At 54.8% G+C, this 19,071-nt stretch carries 17 protein-coding genes; 8 read left to right on the top strand and 9 right to left on the bottom strand.

Going from position 1 to position 19,071, the window contains the following annotated elements; genetic code table 11:
- Window positions 1–5 precede the first annotated feature (5 nt).
- The 7 genes from nrfH to CUZ56_RS12870 all read right to left on the bottom strand — a co-directional run bounded on the left by nrfH (window position 6) and on the right by CUZ56_RS12870 (window position 6,439).
- Window positions 6–581, bottom strand: coding sequence for a cytochrome c nitrite reductase small subunit (gene nrfH / locus CUZ56_RS12900; protein WP_126980815.1), 576 nt, complete (start codon window positions 579–581; stop codon window positions 6–8).
- 309 nt (window positions 582–890) lie between these two features.
- Window positions 891–1,511: a NapC/NirT family cytochrome c gene (locus CUZ56_RS12895; RefSeq protein ID WP_126980814.1), complete on the bottom strand. Its 621-nt coding sequence runs from the start codon at window positions 1,509–1,511 to the stop codon at window positions 891–893.
- Between the two features lie 33 nt (window positions 1,512–1,544).
- Window positions 1,545–2,006, bottom strand: coding sequence for a nitrate reductase cytochrome c-type subunit (locus CUZ56_RS12890; RefSeq protein ID WP_126980813.1), 462 nt, complete (start codon window positions 2,004–2,006; stop codon window positions 1,545–1,547).
- Window positions 2,003–2,920, bottom strand: coding sequence for a quinol dehydrogenase ferredoxin subunit NapH (napH, locus tag CUZ56_RS12885; protein ID WP_126980812.1), 918 nt, complete (start codon window positions 2,918–2,920; stop codon window positions 2,003–2,005). The genes CUZ56_RS12890 and napH overlap by 4 nt, the downstream gene beginning before the upstream one ends.
- Complete coding sequence (gene napG / locus CUZ56_RS12880) at window positions 2,921–3,670, bottom strand: ferredoxin-type protein NapG (protein ID WP_126980811.1); 750 nt, start codon at window positions 3,668–3,670, stop codon at window positions 2,921–2,923. It lies immediately after the preceding gene.
- Window positions 3,671–3,695: 25 nt separating this feature from the next.
- Window positions 3,696–6,173 carry a nitrate reductase catalytic subunit NapA gene (napA, locus tag CUZ56_RS12875; RefSeq protein ID WP_126980810.1) on the bottom strand — a complete coding sequence of 826 codons (2,478 nt, stop codon included), beginning with the start codon at window positions 6,171–6,173 and terminating at the stop codon, window positions 3,696–3,698.
- The gene (locus tag CUZ56_RS12870; protein WP_126980809.1) at window positions 6,170–6,439 is read right to left on the bottom strand and encodes a chaperone NapD; all 270 of its coding nucleotides are present in this window, start codon (window positions 6,437–6,439) and stop codon (window positions 6,170–6,172) included. The genes napA and CUZ56_RS12870 overlap by 4 nt, the downstream gene beginning before the upstream one ends.
- Window positions 6,440–6,844: 405 nt before the next feature.
- On the opposite strand from CUZ56_RS12870, the gene CUZ56_RS12865 reads away from it, so the two are divergent.
- The 4 genes from CUZ56_RS12865 to CUZ56_RS12850 all read left to right on the top strand — a co-directional run bounded on the left by CUZ56_RS12865 (window position 6,845) and on the right by CUZ56_RS12850 (window position 11,241).
- Window positions 6,845–7,429, top strand: coding sequence for a MarR family winged helix-turn-helix transcriptional regulator (locus tag CUZ56_RS12865; protein ID WP_204250904.1), 585 nt, complete (start codon window positions 6,845–6,847; stop codon window positions 7,427–7,429).
- A 55-nt stretch (window positions 7,430–7,484) separates the two neighbouring features.
- Complete coding sequence (locus CUZ56_RS12860; RefSeq protein WP_126980808.1) at window positions 7,485–8,720, top strand: HlyD family efflux transporter periplasmic adaptor subunit; 1,236 nt, start codon at window positions 7,485–7,487, stop codon at window positions 8,718–8,720.
- Entirely contained in the window at window positions 8,717–10,225 is a 1,509-nt protein-coding gene (locus CUZ56_RS12855) for a DHA2 family efflux MFS transporter permease subunit (RefSeq protein ID WP_126980807.1), read from the top strand. The genes CUZ56_RS12860 and CUZ56_RS12855 overlap by 4 nt, the downstream gene beginning before the upstream one ends.
- A gap of 98 nt (window positions 10,226–10,323) precedes the next feature.
- Window positions 10,324–11,241 carry a pirin family protein gene (locus CUZ56_RS12850; RefSeq protein WP_204250903.1) on the top strand — a complete coding sequence of 306 codons (918 nt, stop codon included), beginning with the start codon at window positions 10,324–10,326 and terminating at the stop codon, window positions 11,239–11,241.
- A 37-nt stretch (window positions 11,242–11,278) separates the two neighbouring features.
- On the opposite strand, the gene CUZ56_RS12845 is transcribed toward CUZ56_RS12850, so the two are convergent.
- Complete coding sequence (locus CUZ56_RS12845) at window positions 11,279–11,593, bottom strand: hypothetical protein (protein ID WP_126980805.1); 315 nt, start codon at window positions 11,591–11,593, stop codon at window positions 11,279–11,281.
- Between the two features lie 480 nt (window positions 11,594–12,073).
- Here CUZ56_RS12845 and CUZ56_RS12840 point away from each other — a divergent pair, with 480 nt between their 5' ends.
- Genes CUZ56_RS12840 through grxB form a run of 4 tightly spaced genes read left to right on the top strand, consistent with a single transcriptional unit; the run spans window position 12,074 to window position 15,618 of the window.
- Entirely contained in the window at window positions 12,074–13,642 is a 1,569-nt protein-coding gene (locus CUZ56_RS12840) for a phospholipase D family protein (protein ID WP_126980804.1), read from the top strand.
- Between the two features lie 34 nt (window positions 13,643–13,676).
- Window positions 13,677–14,567: an alpha/beta hydrolase gene (locus CUZ56_RS12835; protein WP_126980803.1), complete on the top strand. Its 891-nt coding sequence runs from the start codon at window positions 13,677–13,679 to the stop codon at window positions 14,565–14,567.
- Entirely contained in the window at window positions 14,564–14,929 is a 366-nt protein-coding gene (locus tag CUZ56_RS12830; protein WP_126980802.1) for a DUF488 domain-containing protein, read from the top strand. Before CUZ56_RS12835 ends, CUZ56_RS12830 begins: the two co-directional genes overlap by 4 nt.
- A 35-nt stretch (window positions 14,930–14,964) precedes the next feature.
- Window positions 14,965–15,618 (top strand): glutaredoxin 2, encoded by a 654-nt coding sequence (grxB, locus tag CUZ56_RS12825; RefSeq protein WP_126980801.1) that lies wholly within the window; start codon window positions 14,965–14,967, stop codon window positions 15,616–15,618.
- 170 nt (window positions 15,619–15,788) lie between these two features.
- Here the strand turns inward: grxB and CUZ56_RS12820 are convergent, their stop codons facing one another.
- Window positions 15,789–18,803 (bottom strand): ankyrin repeat domain-containing protein, encoded by a 3,015-nt coding sequence (locus CUZ56_RS12820; protein ID WP_126980800.1) that lies wholly within the window; start codon window positions 18,801–18,803, stop codon window positions 15,789–15,791.
- Window positions 18,804–19,071: the final 268 nt, after the last annotated feature.

Genomic DNA, 19,071 nt, shown 5'->3' with positions numbered 1-19,071 from the left:
GGTGGTTATTTCATCGCCTCTTTCAGCCAATCAGGCACGGGAGACGCAGGCAAGGGGGTAATGGCATTAGGCGCAGATGCCAGATTGCTGATATTGGTATGCGGTACCTGCCGGTGGCAGTCCCAGCATGCTTTACCCTGCCCATGTTCCACATCAGAGTAGCTGATGGTGCCGGTTTTAACAAACTCGGTATTGAGCTGCGTATGGCACCTTACGCAGTTGTCCATGATGACCGAATAACTCCCCGCCCGTGGCCGTATCACCTGCGGTTCTGCACCAAAGGTATAGATAGCGGCATGGTACAGACCATCTGCGGCTTTGAAGGTATATTTGGAAATGACGTTGTTGTTGGGAGAGTGGCAGTCATTGCAGTTTGTCCATACTGCGTGCGAGCTGCGGCTCCAAGACTGGTAGTAAGGCGCCATAACATGGCAGTTGACACATGCAGCAGGATCGTCAGACAGGTATGTATGCGCACGAGACATATACAGGGTATAACCCCCCAGCCCGGCCAAAATACCCAGAACGACAAACAAAGGCACGATCAACTTATCAGGTAAACGGCTTAGAAATCGCTTCATGGCTAATCCCCTGAATGTGCAGCACCCAAGAGTCGCATAAAAACAGATTGACGCCGTATCCGTATCAGTCTCTCATCGCGTCAGCAGTTCTTACGTTTATCATTCCTTAGCACTGCTTTGGAACCATTCTATCCATCTTCTTGACATGGATAATCAATGGCATCGTATAAAACTCGGATAAACCTCCATTTAAATTACCTGTTTTGAATTTGCACACGGTTTTTAACAAAGTAGTTTGATTTATATCAATCCGCCTGGGGAACCAAGTGTCGCAAATAAACCAATGGAATATTTGCAACACTTGTGCCATCAAAACCCGGTATCAATGCCTTCCATATTCGGCAACTGGTGCACGATGCCCTTGTGGCAGTCAATACACGTTTGCTGCTGGTCAATTTCATAAGTATGGAATTGTGCCGAAGCGGTTTTCTGCTGCGCCAGGTCCATATACTCAAAGCTATGGCAGTTACGGCACTCACGCGAGTCGTTACCCTTCATCCGGTCCCACACACGCTGCGCCATCGCCAGGCGATGCTGTTCATATTTTTCCGGCGTATCAATCAGCCCGGTCATTGAGCCATAAATATCACGCAGCCCTTCAAACTTGCTGATCATCATCGGAATAAAAGGCTTGGGCACATGGCAGTCAGAACATGTGGCTTTAAACCCGGATGCATTGGTATAGTGCGAGCTTTGCATGTACTCTGTATAAGCATGGTCACGCATTTCATGACAACTGATACAGAACTTCTCTGAGCTGATGTAGCTCATCGTCATGTTAAAGCCCAACACACCAACCAGCGCAATGACGATACCTGCCACCAGCAATGTTCCGAGCGCCATCCGGCTTGGCCTGCACCACCATCGGAAAAACCGACGGATCAGGCCCGGCTTCTTGTCCGTCTGGGGCTTTTCTTTTTCATTGTCCATCTTGTTCACCTTTAAGCGATGTCACACGAAATATCATTCAAAGCCCGTTGAACGCTGGAATTCATTGGGAACAATCGGCACTGCCGTTGTCTGCGGCACATGGCAAGACAAGCAGAAGTAACGGTTCGGTGCAATCTGGTCCGTGGTCATGCCACCACTGGTGACAAAGTGCGTGGCGCTCAACCGCGTGGCCCCTGCCGCACGGTAGCCTTTGAGGCCATGGCAGGTCAGACAGCGGTTGGTATTGGCTGTCACCTGATAACCGTCAACGCTGTGCGGAATCAGCGGCGGCTGGTTCACATAGTTCAGCGGAAAACGGTCCTGCTGGCGGGGTGGATCTTTGAACGGATCAATCGTCCTGCTGTATTCCGGGGACTGATCCAGATCCACATCCTGGTTATCTCCTTGCTGCTGGGCCATGACAGGCAGCACAAATAATCCGAGCAGGCACAAACCGCTGACGGCTCTTTTTATTATCTTAAAGGTGGCAATCATTTTTGATCCCCTGGCTGATAAAATTTCGTTTGGATAGAAAACACCTTTTGCGAACAAACATCAATGCATCGTCCACAACGGGTACATTCGCTGCTGAGAACCAGCGGGCTGTCCTGTTTTCCGAACACAGGTTTAGTCAGCACGTGTGCCTCCGGGCAGATGTTCACACAATCCATGCACTTATTGCATGCATCGCGTTTGTCTGCTGCGACATGAATAACGCTCTTGCTGCCCAGTGCGCTGTACAGCGCCCCGATCGGGCACAGATGCCCGCACCAGCCATGTTTGAGCACCAGCAGATCCAGCAGGAATATGGTTAACAGCACCCACAATCCGGCACCAAAGCCGAATACCAGCAGGCGCCAGACAGAGTCAAAATTGGCAGCCTGCCCGGCTGAAGAAATAATCCCCCGGCCCAGCGTGGCAACCGGGTTGAGCCACTCCCATACCAGCACACCGCTGACAGCACTGCCTGCCAGCACAGCAATCAGTATGAAGTAACGCAGTTTTCTCGAAATAGTGATATGGGTGCGGATATTGAGCTTACGCCGCAGCCAGGCCGCCAGGTCCGCAACCGGGTTGAACGGACAGACCCAACTGCAAAACACCCGGCTGGCCACCACCGAATAAAACACCAGCACAATGATGGCACCCAGCAACACCGTAAATTCAGGCCAGTACCCTGTCACCAGGCTTTGCAGCATGACCAGAGGGTCGGTAATCGGTATCGTATCCAGGAACAGGCTGCTGCTGTAGTTGCCCTTGAGAATCCACAGGCCCCAGATCGGCCCGCTCAAAAACAGCATCAGAATAAACAACTGGCTTAACCGCCGCAGCAGCAGGAAGCGGTGGCTGTAAAACCAGCCAAATTTTTCTTGCGCTTCGCGACCGGCATGTTGAGGTGCATTGGCCATTTATTGCCCTCCCCCTTCCGGCCGGCGGATATCCATCGGCACGCTGGAAGGCACCAGCGGCTGTCCGGCCCTTTCGCGCTCCTGCCAGCCAAAGCGGTAATGGTATCCCAGCTCCCCTCTGGCAACCGACAGCGGCAGTACCTTGATGGCCGCTTCGTCCAGCACACAGGCTTTCTCACACTTGCCGCAGCCGGTGCAGTGCTCGCTGTGCACCACCGGAATCCACTTGGCATGCTCACCGGTTCTTTGATCGTGCTGCGGCTCCAGCGAGATCGCGTCCCCCAGCACCGGGCAGATGTTGTAACACACTTCACAACGCAGGCCCTGCCACGCCAGGCAGTTTTCCTGGTCCAGCAGCACCGCCAGCCCCATGCGCGAGTCTCTGATATCGGTCAGCTTCGGGTCCAGCGCGCCGCTCGGGCATTCCACCACACAAGGAATGTCTTCGCACATTTCGCACGGAATATCTCTGGCAATGAAGTACGGCGCCCCCACTGCATTATTCGGCGTGGACTGGGTTGCCAATTTGAGCGTATCGTAAGGGCAGGCCTGCACGCACTGCCCACAGCGCACACAGGCCGCTACAAAGTCGTCGATAGCTCCGGGCGGCAGCAGGCGGATTTCATTATGCGCCTGCGCCTGCCTGGCCGGTATACCAAACAGAACCGCGAGCCCGACCACGCCGCCTGCGCCGCAAATCGCGTCACGCAGTAAGCGTCGTCTGGACAGTGATTCTGGTTTGGTTGCCATCAGTCATTCACTCTCAACTGCTGTATCAGGCCTTTTCGACCCGCACCGCACACTTCTTGAAATCCGTCTCTTTCGACAACGGGTCGGTTGCATCCAGCGTAATCGCATTGGCCAACTGCGATGCATCAAAGAACGGGATAAACACCACGCCTTCAGGCATCTTGTTGCGCCCACGCGTTTCCACCAGCGAGGTAATCTCACCGCGCCGCGAAATGATCTTGACCTTGTCACCGCGCCGCAACTGGCGTTTCTGCGCATCAACCGGGTTCATGAACAGCACCGCCTGCGGGAATGCACGGTGCAGCTCAGGCACACGGCGCGTCATGGTGCCGGTATGCCAGTGCTCAATCACACGGCCGGTACAGAACCACAGGTCATACTCTTTATCGGGCATTTCAGCCGGTGGTTCATAAGGCAGGGCAAAAATGACTGCCTTACCGTCTTTGTTGCCGTAGAAGTTGAACTTCTGCCCCGGTTTCACATACGGGTCATAGCCCTCGCTGTAACGCCACAGCGTTTCCTTGCTGTCCACCACCGGCCAGCGCAGACCGCGTGCCTTGTGGTAAAGCTCAAAGTCAGCCAGGTCATGCCCGTGTCCACGCCCGAAGGTGGCATATTCCTCGAACAGCCCTTTCTGGATGTAATAACCAAAGTCTTTCGACTCGTCGTTAAGCAGTCCGGCCGGAATATCGCTCAGCGGGTATTTATCGACCTGACCGTTGGCAAACAGCACCTGGTAGAGCGTCTTGCCGCGGAATTCAGGATTCTTGGCCAGCAACTCGGCCGGCCAGACCTCGTCCGTCTTGAAGTATTTGGAAAACTCCACCAACTGCCACAAGTCAGACCTGGATTCACCCGGCCCTTTGATCGCCTGGCGCCAGAACTGGCAACGCCGCTCGGCGTTACCATAGGCGCCCTCTTTTTCCACCCACATGCTGGTAGGCAGAATCAAGTCGGCAGACAGCGCGCTGACCGTCGGGTACGGGTCAGACACCACAATAAAGTTACGCGGGTCGCGCCAGCCTTTCATGCGGTCTTCGTAAATGTTGGGACCGGCCTGCATGTTGTTGGTGGTCTGCGTCCAGTACGCATTCAGCTTACCATCGCGCAGCGCCCTGTCCTGCGCCACCGCATGCAGCCCCTGTTCAGGCTGAATGGCGCCGTCAGGCAGCTTCCAGATTTTTTCAGAAAACTTCCGATGTTCGGGGTTCGCCACCACCAGGTCGGCCGGCAGGCGGTGCGCAAACGTGCCCACCTCACGCGCTGTACCACAGGCAGAGGGTTGCCCGGTCAGCGAGAACGGGCCATTGCCCGGCAGCGAAATCTTGCCGGTCATCAGGTGCAGGTTGTAGATCAGGTGGTTGGTCCACACACCGCGTACGTGCTGGTTCACACCCATACACCACAGCGACATCACCTTCACATTCGGGTCGGCATACAGTTTGGCCAGTGCCGTGATCTGCTCGGCCGGCACACCGGACTCCTTGGACACCTTTTCCAGCGTGTATTCAGAGAGGAACTGCTTGTACTCCTCAAACGTCATCGGTTCCGAGGCACCGCTGTTGGCGTTGGCCGCCTTTTGTTCCAACGGATGGTTCGGACGCAGGCCATAGCCAATATCGGTTGCACCTTTGCGGATATTCACGAAGTTATCCATGAACTCTTTATTCACCGCATTGTTCTGAATCAGGTAATTGGCGATGTAGTTCAGAATCTTCATCTCCGTTTGCGGAGTGAATACCATCTTGATATCAGCCAGATCGCAACTGCGGTTCAGGAAGGTGGAGAGCACCACCACTTTCACATTCGGGTTGGACAGGCGCCTGTCGGTCAGACGCGACCACAGGATCGGGTGCGCCTCGGCCATGTTGGAACCCCACAGCACAAACGCGTCAGCCAGCTCGAAGTCGTCATAACACCCCATGGGTTCATCCATGCCGAACGAACGCATGAAGCTGACCACCGCCGAAGCCATACAATGCCGCGCATTGGGGTCAATGTTGTTGGAACGCAAACCCGCCTTGAACAGCTTGGCTGCCGCATAGCCTTCCCACACAGTGGACTGCCCCGACATGAAAATACCCGCCGCGTTAGGCCCGTTCTTGAGCGCAGCCTTGTATTTCTCGCTCATGATGGTGAAAGCCTTATCCCACGATACCGGGGTGAACTCACCATTTTTATCGTACTGGCCATTGGTCATGCGCAACAGCGGCTGCTTGACGCGGTCCTGCCCGTACATGATCTTGGGCAGGAAATAGCCCTTGATACAGTTCAGCCCCTTGTTGACCGGCGCTTCCGGGTCGCCCTGCGAAGCGACCACACGCCCGTTTTGCACCCCCACCAGAACGCCGCAACCCACGCCGCAGTAACGGCATGGCGCCTTACTCCAGGTAATGCTTTTATCCGCATCACTTTGAGCCAGGACTTTGATGGGTATCGTAACACCAGCAACGGTAGCCGCAGCGGCAGCGGCATTTGCTTTCATAAATTCACGGCGTTTCATGGGGTAACCTCAGCTTCTTCATCTTGTTGATGGTAGACCAGAGACACAGCCAGTACTCCAGGAATATCCTCTTGTATTGACTGCATTTTTTGATACAGGAGATCGGCGTCATCAGACTCCATCAGAACCACCAGCTTGCAACCCTCTTCATTGGTCGCAAACACTTCAGCTTCAGGAATCTCTGAAATGCGTTCAGTAACGGCTGCAAGTTGTTCGGGTACATATTGAACAACCAGACTGCATACATGCCAAATGGGTTGAGTCATCGCGGGCTCCTAGCGTTTTTTATCAGGTGCACTGACATGCGAATTGGCAATATCGTTTGAATCCATTCTATTCAGAAAATGCCATCAACACCAGTGTCAAAGGGGTCATGTTTTTAGCGAATAAGAATCATTTATCACCAACCCCTGATCCTGTTTTTTAAACCGCGTCTCTTTTTTAGTTTGGATGTATTTGAACTTACATTTCGTATGTTCAATATTTCACGAAATCCATATGATGTATTCTTTTTACCTCATTTGATATAAATCAAATCCGGCATACAACAATCAAGCACAAATCAGGCGTTAAAAAGACGCCAAACTGCCAGCATTTCCTCGCTAAACCATTTTCCAGCCCCTTTTACTGCAAAGCATATTTATCAGCAGCCGCTCCAATGCCATTCCGCAATGGCTATGCTGAATGCCAGATCCAGTGCCGACCCAACACCGGTTGATGGCACTTGCAGCAGCACCGTCACAAAACCGCAAATTCAATTAGAATTCGGCTATTTATTTGACCAGTCAGATACTGTCATGTCACATTTTGACCGCAACAACTTCAGGCTTGAGCGCTCCCTCGGGCAATACATCCACCTGCTCAACCTGTACAAGGACAAACTGCTGGGCAGTCACCCTGACATGCAGGACATTACCGTCGCGCAGTTCAAGGTATTGCTGCTGCTCTCGCGGGTCAAAACCATGAAACCCAGCGACTTGTGGCAAACACTGCAGGTGGATAGCGCAGCCATCACCCGCATGCTGGACCGTTTGGAAAAAAAAGGACTGATTCTGCGTGAACGCAGCACGACAGACCGCAGGCAGATTGACATCCGCCTGTCAGCACAGGGAAAGGCGGTTGCCAGACGCATCCCGCAGATTGCCGCAGACACACTCAACCAGTTGACCGACTGCCTGAGCGAGAAAGAACTGACCCAGTTCATGCATCTGCTTGTCAAAATTCTGCGCCACGGCCACATGCTGCCGGATGCCTAACGCACGCACAACACACGCATAACACACCGCCCCCATTTTTGAGCAGGATGCACACATGAGCAACGAAACCACTGAAACTGCACCGCAACCGGCAACCCCGCCTGCCCAGCCGGCAGAAACCCCGGTGAACCGGATGAAAAAAAAGCGCCGCCTGTACCTGGCGCTGCTGGCCCTGGTGGTCGTACTGGGCGTTGCGGCCTGGCTGGCACACTATATGGTGGTCGGCCGGTTTTATGAAGAAACCGACGACGCCTACGTCAACGGCAACATCGTGCCCATCACCCCGCGTGTGGCAGGCACCATCATCAGCATCACGGCTGACGATGGCGACTACGTTGAGGCCGGCCAGATCCTGATACAGCTCGACCCCAGCGACACCAGCGTCATGCTGCAAAACGCACAGGCCATGCTAGCGCAAACCGTGCGCCAGGTGCGCGGGCTGTACAGCAATGCAGACAACGCACAGGCACAGGTCAGAACCAGCCAGGTTGCTTACGAGCGCGCCCGGGCCGACTACAACCGCCGCCAGCAACTGGCCAACAGCGGCGCCATTGCCTCTGAAGAACTCGCTCACGCGCGCGATACGCTCAACAGCGCCCAAAGCGCACTGGACGCAGCCCGGCACGCCCAGCAAACCAGTTGGGCACTGGTCAATGACACCGAACTGGCCACCCACCCCGAAATCAGCGCGGCCAGCGCCCAGGTGCTGCAAGCCTATCTGGACCACAGCCGCACCGAAGTGCGCGCGCCGGTCAGCGGCTACGTGGCCAAACGCTCGGCGCAGGTGGGCAGCCACGTCAGCAGTGGTGAAACACTGCTCACGGTGGTGCCGCTGGACCAGGTGTGGATTGACGCCAACTTCAAAGAAAACCAGATGCGCGACATGCGCATCGGCCAGCCGGTAGACATCACCACCGACCTTTACGGCAGCAAGGTGCATTACCGCGGCACCATTGAAAGCCTGGGCATCGGCACCGGCAGCGCGTTTTCACTGCTGCCCGCACAAAACGCCACCGGCAACTGGATTAAAATTGTGCAGCGCCTGCCGGTACGCATCCGGCTGCAACCCGACAACCTGGACACACATCCGCTGCGCATCGGCCTGTCCTCCACCGTCACGGTTGGCCTGCGGGTGCAGGACGGCACGCTGCTGCCACAACAGCCGGTTGCACAGCCGCGCCTGAGCACACAGGTATTTGACCATGAGATGATCGAAGCCCACGCGCTGATTGAGCGCATCATCCGAGAAAACTCGGCCAAACCGGAAGCACCAGCAACACCTGCACCATGAATGCCTCAGAGTTCCGCCCCACGCATCTGATTCTGGCGGCCATCGGCCTGTCGCTGGCCACCTTCATGCAGGTGCTCGACAGCACCATTGCCAACGTGGCGCTGCCCACCATTGCCGGCAACCTGGGTGTGAGCTCCGACCAGAGCACCTGGGTCATCACCTCGTTTGCCGTGTGCAACGCCATCGGCCTGCCGCTGACCGGCTGGCTGGCGCGCCGCGTTGGCGAAGTGCGGCTGTTTGTCATCTCCGTCATCCTGTTTGTCATCACCTCGTTTTTATGCGGCGTGGCGCAGTCCATTACCGAACTGGTCATTTTTCGCGCCCTGCAGGGGTTTGTTGCCGCCCCCATGTTCCCGATCGCGCAGACGCTGCTGCTGTCCATCTTTCCGCGTGAAAAACGCGGCATGGCACTCGCCCTGCTGGCCATGGTCACCACCGTGGCGCCGATTGCCGGGCCCATCAGCGGCGGCTGGCTCACCGACAACTACTCCTGGCCATGGATCTTCTTCATCAACATTCCCATTGGCCTGTTTGCCGCATTCGTTGTTTACCAGCAGCTTTCCAAGCGTCCCGAAATACGCGAGAAAGCGCCGGTTGACTTTGTCGGGCTGGGCTTTCTGACTTTAGGCGTAGGCCTGCTGCAAGTGGTGCTCGACAAAGGCAACGACCTGGACTGGTTTGCCTCCAGCTTCATTGTCGTCAGCAGCATTCTTTCGGCCATCATGATAGTGGCGTTTGTCATCTGGACGCTGACCAGCGAGCACCCGATTGTCGACCTGCGCCTGTTGCGCTACCGCAATTTCGCGGTAGGCACCGTCACGCTGACGCTGGGGTTTGCCGCATTTTTTGCCATCAACCTCATCATGCCGCAATGGCTGCAAACGCAAATGCACTACACGCCGATCTGGGCCGGGCTGGCGGTAGCACCCATGGGCATCATGCCGTTTTTGCTCACACCGCTGGTGGGCCGCTTTGCGCCCAGTATTGACATGCGCCTGCTGGTCACGCTGTCGTTTGCCATCATGGGTGCGGCCTCCTTCATGCGCGCGGGCTTTAACACCGACGTCAACTACGCCCACATTGCCCAGGTACAGTTTTTCATGGGCATAGGCACTGCCGTCTTCTTTATGCCACTCACCACCATACTGCTGTCAGAAATTCCGCCGCACAAAATCGCCGAGGCCTCGGGGCTTGCCACTTTTATCCGCACGCTGGGCAGCAGTTTCTCAGCCTCGCTGTCCACCTGGATCTGGGGCAGGCGCGCGGTGTTTCACCATGCGCAACTCGGAGAACACATCAACCTGCAAACGCCTGCCACCCTGGACTACCTGAACCAGTTGGGCGGACCTTCCCCGGCAGCGTATGCCCAACTTGACCGGGTGCTCACGCAGCAGGCGTACATGATGTCCACGATCGACTACTTCACCCTGCTGGGCTACCTGTTTCTGGCGCTCATTATCACCATCTGGTTTGCCAGGCCGCCCTTCATCAAAAGCCGGCATTAACGCATTTGCCGGCTGCCCTGCGGCAAATGCCACCATGGCAGCCAAGCGTTTGCTTCTGGAGTAACATGCCATCAAACAACTGCAACAAGGGCTGTGCAATGAATTCATCTGCCAATTCAGATAACCAACTCCCACACAACATTGAAGGCCGGCCGGCAGAAGTCGGCGGCATCTCGATTACCCGCTTGCTGCCCACCCGCAACAAGCGCATGGTCGGTGCCTGGTGTTTTCTGGACCATGCCGGGCCGGTAGACTTTGCCGCCGACCAGGGCTCATACGTTTTTCCGCACCCGCACATCGGGCTGCAAACCTTTACCTGGATGATCAAGGGCGAAATACTGCACCGTGACAGCCTGGGCAACTCGCAGGTGATACGCCCCGGGCAGGTCAATCTGATGACCGCCGGCAAAGGCATTGCCCACTCGGAAGATTCAGTCCATGCCGGCGGCAGCATGCACCTGGCGCAGTTGTGGATTGCACTGCCCGATGCGCAGCGCAACAGCCCGCCGGCATTTCAGAATTACCCGGAACTGCCCGTCATCACCCAAAACGGTTTTGAGCTGACCGTGCTGGTCGGCAACATGCTTGGCAAAACATCGCCCGTCAAGGTCTACAGCCCGCTGCTCGGGCTGAACCTGAAAACCCAGGCCCAGGCCGAGCTGACGCTGCCTCTGAACAGCGCTTTTGAACACGCCGTGGCCGCACTCGAAGGCGAGGTGCTTGTCAATGGTGAAACCGTCGCCCCCGGTTTTCTGTACTATCTGGAACCGGGGCAAACCGACATCCGCGTTCAGACCCACGGCGCGGCGCAGGCGCTGCTGATTGGCGGCAAGCCGTTTGAAGAAGACATCATAATGTGGTGGAATTTTGTCGCCAGAACGCAAGACGAAATTGAACAGGCGATTCAGCAATGGAACGCTGGCGATAGCAACCGCTTTGCGCCGGTGCAGGACAATACCGATCCGCCTACCCCGGCCCCGGTGCTCGATGGCGTGCACCTGAAAGCGCGGCGCTGATCATTTGCCCCCGCCCGCGCATAACCCTTATCCTGCTTTATTCTGCCGGATAAGTGCCATACCTGGATTGCATATGCTGCTCAAATTCAGGTGTGGCGCGGATTTCCCAGAACGATGAATCCACCGCGTCCAGGCGGCACTGCTGAACACCCTGCTGATATGCGATAAACCGGCCATCAATGGTCTGGTGTATGCCGCGGTATAGCGCCCAGAAATCCTCATTGCTCAGCAACCAGCCATCCTGCGAACACAGTTCAATATCAGCCGCGTTCTCCCCGCAGCATTCCTCAACCCGAATACGCCACCGGTCTACCTGGAAAAACTGGGCGATATCACCGGCAAATGTATTCATGTCAAAAAGCGCCTGCTTTGGCCCATGCTGTGGAATAGTGACCATATGCGTTCCCCGTTACTGCTCAGGATGTCAATGCTCAACACAGGCCAGATGATAAATGAATCCACGCGCCTGTCAATTGCTGTGGCAATTCTGCACTCCAGCCTCAAGCAGAACCTGTCCCCTGCTTGTTTTTCAGCGCCCGCAGCGCTATATTATCAGCCCCCGTTTGGCAGCGTATTCATCCCGGCCCCTCTGCGAACCCCTGGCGGCTAACGCAATACCATTAGCACAATACAGCTAACGCGATATAGTTGGTGCGTTAGTACAATACGGCGGCCTGCCTATCCTTGAGAGGAAATACCGTCCACATGCTCTTGGTGCACAACTGTGGCACCTCCAGCCAAAGCCTGCTAAAGTTAGGCGCTGAAGGTTGTATACATTCAAATAACCACCCCCTCAAATGTTCCAAAAGCCAAACAAGGCAACTGCATTGCAATGAGAAAAAAACTGCGTATCAAATTGCGTATTCTTCTGATCGGGATTGTCGTGTTCATCATTGCGTCCTGGATTTCAGTGTACAGCTACGGTATTTTTGCCAAGCGTGTTCAAGGCGAACCGAGTTACGCGTTGCCGGTACAGGCTGACCAGAGCTCGCTGGACCATGCCATTGAGCCGCAGTGGCAGGCACACCCGGGTCAAACCGGCATGGTGCTGCTGCAGGATAACCTGGACGCGTTCATGATCCGCGCCATCACGGCACGCGAAGCCGGGCGCAGCCTGGACCTGCAGTACTACATCTGGCACGACGACCTTACCGGCCATCTGCTGGACATGGAAGTATTACGCGCGGCCGACCGTGGCGTGCGCGTACGCATGCTGCTTGACGATATGAACGCCCACGGGCGCGACAGCATGCTGGCCGCGCTGGACATGCACCCTAATATCGAGGTGCGCCTGTTCAATCCAACGCGCGCGCGTGACAGCGGTTTTTTCCGCGGTGTGGAGATGATGCTGCGCATTTTCAGCGTCAACCGCCGTATGCACAACAAAGCCTGGATTGCCGATGGCCGGGTTGCCGTGGTGGGGGGGCGCAATATTGGCGACGAATATTTTGACGCCTCGGACAACACCAACTTTTTTGACGTCGACCTGCTGATCAGCGGTGACGCAGTCGCCGAAACATCGTCGATTTTTGACGACTTCTGGAACAGCAAAGCCACCATTCCGCTCAGCGCGCTGGTACAGCCCGACAACAAAACACTGGACCAGTTGCGGGAACGTATTGACGCCCGCTTGACCAGCCTGGGCGCAAAGCCTTATATCGAAAAACTGCACCAGTCCACCAGCATCCGTGACATATACACCGGCGAGCGCCCGGTGCACTGGTCGTCTGAAGTGCATGTGTATTCCGACCCAGCCGACAAAGCTTTTGGCAGGGGCCAGTTCAGGTGGCTGGTGCATGACCTGCTGCCGGTGTGGAAAAATGCTACCGAGCACATCGAACTGATCTCGCCCTACTTTGTGCCGGGGCAGGACGGAATGGAACTGTTTGAATACATGCGAAGCCGCCATGTGGAGATTGATGTGCTGACCAACTCGCTAGCCGCCACCGATGTGATGCTGTCGCACAGCGGTTATGCGCCTTACCGCAGCCCGCTGCTGCAAGCCGGCGTGAACCTGTATGAACTCAAACCCTTTGGCACGGCGGACAAAAGCCTGCTCGGCTCCAGCGGCGCCAGCCTGCACACCAAGGCATTTTTGGTGGACGGCAGAATCGGCTTTGTCGGCTCGTTCAATTTTGACCCGCGCTCGATACGCCTGAACACCGAAATGGGCATTATTTTTGAAGAGCCCACCGTCGTGGCCGAACTGGAAGAAGAATTCAACCGGCGCACCAGTTCCACATACAGCTACCAGGTGTTGCTTGACCATGGGCAAATGCGCTGGAAAGACCGCTCGTCTGACGATCAAATACACATCTGGACGCACGACCCGCAAACCAAATGGTGGCAGCGCGCTACCGTCAAGGTCATGAGCTGGCTGCCGATTGAATCACAGCTTTAATGCACATAGCCTGAACCAAGCCTAAACAAAAACCATGCAACGCAAACGCACCCTCACCAGCCTGGCACTCCTGTTGTTGCTGACCGCCATGCTTTACCTGTTCCTGCCCGGATGTGCGCAAAGCATGTTTTACTACCCCGACAACAAAGACTGGGGCGACTCGCCGGCCAACGAACAACTGGCATTTGAAAATGTGTACTTTCCAAGTGCCGACGGCACCTTGCTGCACGCCTGGTTTGTACCCGCCACTGGCACCTCCGCCGGTAATGCCAAAGGCACCGTGGTTCATGTGCATGGCAATGCCGGCAACATGACAACGCACTGGTCATTCGTCAACTGGCTGCCGGCCCTGGGCTACAACGTGCTCACGTTTGACTACCGGGGTTACGGTGAATCACAGGGCCGCCCAACCCCGAAAGGGCTGTTTGAAGACACCCAAAGCGCCATCCGCTACGCGCGCACCCGGGCTGATGTCAACCCCGACAGGCTGCTGATTATTGGTCAGAGCCTGGGCGGCACCAATGCCATTGCCGCCGTTGGCGCTATGCCGACCCAAGAGCACCTGGGCATTTGCGCCATGCTGATTGATTCCACCTTTTTTTCCTACTCCGGCATTGCCAATGAAAAACTGCCTGGCGCCGGCCTGCTGATGAACAATGATTACAGCGCCGAGCGCTATATCGCCTCACTGTCGCCCATTCCGGTATGGTTCACCCACGGCACGGCTGACAGCATCATCCCGCACCAGCACAGCCAGCGCCTGTACGAACTGGCCGGTCCGCCCAAAGAAATCTCCATCATACAAGGCCGGGGGCACATCGCCACACTGACCATTCCCGCCTACCGGCAACAGGCCGATGCATTCTTTCAACATGCGCTGCAAACATGTCAACCTGCCATAGCCGCAAGGAATGAAACCCCATGACAAAGATTGCACTCAAACGCGTTTATGACAACGCTGACCCGCACGACGGCTACCGCGTGCTGGTAGACCGCCTGTGGCCGCGTGGCATCAAAAAAGAAGCGCTTCAATACGACCTGTGGGATAAAGACATTACCCCGTCCAGCGAGCTGCGCCAGTGGTTTCACGCCGACCCGCAAAATCGCTGGGATGCATTTTCAAAGAAATACCAGGAAGAATTGAACCACTCTCAGGCGGTCAAAGACTTTATCACGCTGCTACACGACCACCCTGTCGTCACGCTGCTGTATGCCTCCAAAGACACAGTGCATACGCATGCCAAGGTGCTCAAGGCGTATCTGGAAAAACATCTCCCTTTAAAATAGCGTATTCTGGCAACAAAACTGCACAGGAAAAGTATATGAAACTTTATCTGTATGACCACTGCCCTTTTTGTGTCCGTGTGGAAATGGCGGCACACTACAAACAAATACCGCACGAAAAAGTCTACCTGCTCAATGACGATGAAGCCACCTGCCTGGCCCTGATCGGCAGCAAGCAGGTTCCCATTTTGCAACTGGACGACGGACAATGCATTGCAGAAAGCCTGGACATTGCCCGGCTGCTCGACCAGATGAACGACGATGTGCCTGCACTGCGCCCACTGGACATGGCCAATACCGTTACAGCACACTTTGATACGGTTGCCATGCACACGCGCTGCCTTTTGTACCCGCGCAACATCATGATCGGCCTGCCCGAGTTTGCCACCCAGTCAGCCCGTGACTACTTCCAGCACAAAAAAGAAAAAACCATTGCACGCACCTTTGCCCAGGCCATGCAGGAAACCGCTGAACACCAGGCCGCAACACAAGCCATGCTGGCCAGTCTGCCTGCCCTGCCGTCACCGGCACAGTACAACAACACCCTGGGCTGGGATGACATCATGATCTACCCGCTGCTGCGCAACCTCACCATCGTCAAGGGGCTGCAATTTCCGCCGACCGTTATCGACTACATTGAATCCGTTGCCGACCTGACCCAGACCGACACCTATTTCGACCACGCGGTATAGGTATAGCATCGCATTACACAGCGGGACCGGGCTGAATTTGTCGCATCAGGCGCATTCAACATAACACACCGCACAGGCAAAACACCCAAACTGCACACCAAGCGTATACCAGGTACATACAAAACAGGCCCTGAAAAGGGCCTGCTTTTTTTCTGCGGATTTAAAAGGGCTTACCTTGGCTTATAGCCAATGTTGTCCAGATGCGCCTGCACACTCACGCCCTGCTTGTTTTTCAGCGTCAGATCGGCCTTAACGGGGTTATCATCCTCATCCAGCAGTTGCCTGATTTTGCTGCTTTTCCCATCCTTAATCAGGTGAAATGGCGTATTGCCCTCATTGTCCTGCACATTCATATCGGCCCCGGCTTCGCACAACTCGCGAACAGAGTCGCACATGAACTCCTCTTTGGCATACAAAACCGCATAGTGCAGCGGGGTATAACCCAGCTTGTTTTTACCGTTAATGTCTGCGCCCTTTTCCATCGCCAGTTTGATGATATCTTCAAGGTCAAAGCCGTCAAAATCATAGACCAGGTGCAGCACATTGTTGCCGTCAGGGTCCACATCCACCACCGGCACACCGGCCATGATCATGGACATGGTCGCCCCTTCCACATCATGTCCGTTATCCTTCTCTTCACTCAATGTGGAAATCAGGTGCGCCAGCGCGTTCTTCCCTTCGTGGTCTTTGTGCGCAGCATCAAAGCCGAACTTCACCACCTTCATGAACATTTCATCCGACCCGCCATAAGACAGGCAGTAATAAAACAGCGGCGTGCGCCCCAGGTTATCCAGCACATCGTTTTTCAGCCCCGCCTCTCTGAGCAGCTCCAGCGCCCCTTCAATCAGGTGCGGGTAGCGCTGCTGAATGGCATGGTGAAAAGGCGTCATGCCCTGTGCATCCTTTACATTGGGGTTCGCGCCCACGTCCAGCAGCTTTTTCACATGCTGGAGCTTGAGCATTCTGCCCAGATGCACGTTTTTATCCGTTTCCCGCTCGGCACAGGCTTGCAGCAGGCGCTCGTCCAGCTCGGCCTGTTCTTGTTCATTCGCCGCACGCGCGTAAAGCGGCTTGAGGGTTTTAGCCACCTCCTGCATATAGGCGTTGACGCGCAGCATCTCTTCATATTTTTCAACCTGTTGTGCAGGAGTAAGGCCCTGGTTGTCCGTCTTGTTGGCGAGTTTGGGGTTCTGCATTTCCTCCTTGGCCCTGGCTAAAAGACGTTGTGCAAAATCCTCACAATAGTGCGCGATATACCCTGGAATGTTATAGCCCTCATCATTGAGCGCGTTGAGATCAATCTGCTGCTCTTTCAAAACCCGCTGCACCAGCTCCACAGGCATGTGCAGGAACGCGTGGTGCAACCCGCCCACGTCGTTGAGCCTGGCACCCTGGTCCAGTAGAACGCCGAGCACTTTGGGATCGTACAGAAACCTGTCTACCAGCAGGCTGTCATGCAGAAAACGGGTGGTGTTGATATCGAACCCGGTTTTTTTAATCGCATCAATCACTTTATGCAGGCCATGCTCATAAAGATAACCGACATAGAAAACAGTCTGCCCATCACCCTGATAGTCAAACTCAAGCCCGCCACCCAGTAACAACAAAATGGCCTGCTCCACTTTCTCTTTCAGCGCCGCATCGGGTTCACCTTCCTTGAGCAGCTCATGAAACACAATCAGCCATAAAGAATTATCTTTGTTGCGGCCAACGTAATACTTCTCGGCCTTTAAAGGTATGCCGCTGTCAATGACGCCCTGGATGCGCTGCAAATCGAGTGATGCCACGGCTTCGGATGCAGCCTTGAACGCCTCTCTTGAGAACTTCTTTTTGCCTGCAGACTTCTTCTTGGACGGCTCATCATCATCATCATCGTCATCATCATCATCATCATCATCATCATCATCATCGTCATCATCATCATCATCATCATCATCATCGTCATCATCGTCGTCGGCACCGTATTCCTCCACCTGCGCCTTGAATGCCTCAATCGACGGGCACGCCACGTCATCGGTAATGATGTCTTCCAGCAATGATTTGGATGTTTCAATGTCGTACAGCTCGTCAATCACCTCGGCCAGATCCCGCGCCACCCAGCCGGTGATGCTGCCGCTGCTGTAATAGTCTGAAAGGTAACGCCCCCTTGCCAGCAACGCCTGGAAAAACAGTTCCGCAAACTCTTTATCGTTTTCAATCTGCTCAGACAGGCCCATTTCCGCCAGCATGCCCACGCCCGCCATAAAATGCTGGTCATCACGCTGAACGCACTGGGAGGCGATAAACTCCAGAATCAGCGGATCTTTGCTGATGCCATGCATCGCGAGCAGTATCGGCACCTGCAACGAGTGATGGGGGTTAAAGCGGTCATAAAAGAAACGCACACTGTCTTCCAGCGAATTACAAAAATCAATGTAGTTGCGCAAATACTTTTGATCTGCCCGCGCCAGCTCAAACGCTTCATCAGCTCCGTAAGGCGTTTCCTCATTTTTAAACAGCGGTTTGTCATCCTGGTTGTAATCGATAATTTTCTGCAAATAGGCCGCTATCAGATCCCTGAGGTCTTCGTGCTCGGCTGCTGCACGGTAAAAAATGCCAACGCTGTTGTATTCAGGCTGATACGCTTCATCCCTGAAACTTTCAAAATCCCCATCCTCATCACGGCTGCCGTATTCAATACCGTTATACTCGCTTATGCTCTCGGCAATATCGTCAAAATTCTCAATCTGAAACTCAAGCATCGCCTGAATCGAAGCCTTGTCCTGCAGGTCAACCACAAACTCCATCGCGTCCATGTCATAGTCAGACACATCACCTTCGCGCTGGCGCACTATTTTTTCAGCCTCTGCGCGCGCCTTGCGGATAAAGTAGGTATCGGTAATGCCCATGAGTTTGTAGCGGGTCAAAAGCGTGGCTTCAATTTCATCGGCTGTGGGCTTGTCCGGGTCGATAATTTCATGTTTACCCGCCAGTGCATACCCTGCCTGCTCCAGTTTAGCTATCTCTTGCTGCAAATGCGCTTCCAGCGCCTGCCGGCTGTCAAACTGCGTTTTTTCAGGGTTTTCCACATCCTTCTTGTTATCGGAAATCGTCAACTCCAGCTTGTCGTCCTCATATTCTGCCACCCATACGGATACATCCTGGTCAACACGACTGCGGTTAAAGTAAACATGACGAATTAACATGATTGCCCTTTCAAAATATAAAACTAAACTTCAACGCCGGCGAAAAAGCGCTAATCTATTTATCAATTTTTCAAAAAGTATATATGCATTCAATTCAATCCCAGCGGTAATAATTCCGGATTTGGGCTGCGGATTGTAATTGTTCATACCCATGGCTCTCATCAGTTGGGACGCGTCACCCACACTGCTCAGGCTCACACGCACGTGAAGTCCTGCCGCATGCCGATGACCCGCCTTTTTACTCAAACCCCGCTGGCAAATGCTTGCA

The organism is Saezia sanguinis (assembly GCF_003991585.1).
GTDB classification, from domain to species: domain Bacteria; phylum Pseudomonadota; class Gammaproteobacteria; order Burkholderiales; family Burkholderiaceae_C; genus Saezia; species Saezia sanguinis.
This window is presented reverse-complemented; position numbering and strand designations above follow the sequence as displayed.

Coding starts and splice junctions, on each gene's coding strand:
- nrfH (WP_126980815.1), bottom strand. CDS start 581: ATGAAGCGATTTCTAAGCCGTTTACCTGATAAGTTGATCGTGCCTTTG.
- CUZ56_RS12895 (WP_126980814.1), bottom strand. CDS start 1,511: ATGGACAATGAAAAAGAAAAGCCCCAGACGGACAAGAAGCCGGGCCTG.
- CUZ56_RS12890 (WP_126980813.1), bottom strand. CDS start 2,006: ATGATTGCCACCTTTAAGATAATAAAAAGAGCCGTCAGCGGTTTGTGC.
- napH (WP_126980812.1), bottom strand. CDS start 2,920: ATGGCCAATGCACCTCAACATGCCGGTCGCGAAGCGCAAGAAAAATTT.
- napG (WP_126980811.1), bottom strand. CDS start 3,670: ATGGCAACCAAACCAGAATCACTGTCCAGACGACGCTTACTGCGTGAC.
- napA (WP_126980810.1), bottom strand. CDS start 6,173: ATGAAACGCCGTGAATTTATGAAAGCAAATGCCGCTGCCGCTGCGGCT.
- CUZ56_RS12870 (WP_126980809.1), bottom strand. CDS start 6,439: ATGACTCAACCCATTTGGCATGTATGCAGTCTGGTTGTTCAATATGTA.
- CUZ56_RS12865 (WP_204250904.1), top strand. CDS start 6,845: ATGGCTATGCTGAATGCCAGATCCAGTGCCGACCCAACACCGGTTGAT.
- CUZ56_RS12860 (WP_126980808.1), top strand. CDS start 7,485: ATGAGCAACGAAACCACTGAAACTGCACCGCAACCGGCAACCCCGCCT.
- CUZ56_RS12855 (WP_126980807.1), top strand. CDS start 8,717: ATGAATGCCTCAGAGTTCCGCCCCACGCATCTGATTCTGGCGGCCATC.
- CUZ56_RS12850 (WP_204250903.1), top strand. CDS start 10,324: ATGAATTCATCTGCCAATTCAGATAACCAACTCCCACACAACATTGAA.
- CUZ56_RS12845 (WP_126980805.1), bottom strand. CDS start 11,593: ATGAATACATTTGCCGGTGATATCGCCCAGTTTTTCCAGGTAGACCGG.
- CUZ56_RS12840 (WP_126980804.1), top strand. CDS start 12,074: ATGAGAAAAAAACTGCGTATCAAATTGCGTATTCTTCTGATCGGGATT.
- CUZ56_RS12835 (WP_126980803.1), top strand. CDS start 13,677: ATGCAACGCAAACGCACCCTCACCAGCCTGGCACTCCTGTTGTTGCTG.
- CUZ56_RS12830 (WP_126980802.1), top strand. CDS start 14,564: ATGACAAAGATTGCACTCAAACGCGTTTATGACAACGCTGACCCGCAC.
- grxB (WP_126980801.1), top strand. CDS start 14,965: ATGAAACTTTATCTGTATGACCACTGCCCTTTTTGTGTCCGTGTGGAA.
- CUZ56_RS12820 (WP_126980800.1), bottom strand. CDS start 18,803: ATGTTAATTCGTCATGTTTACTTTAACCGCAGTCGTGTTGACCAGGAT.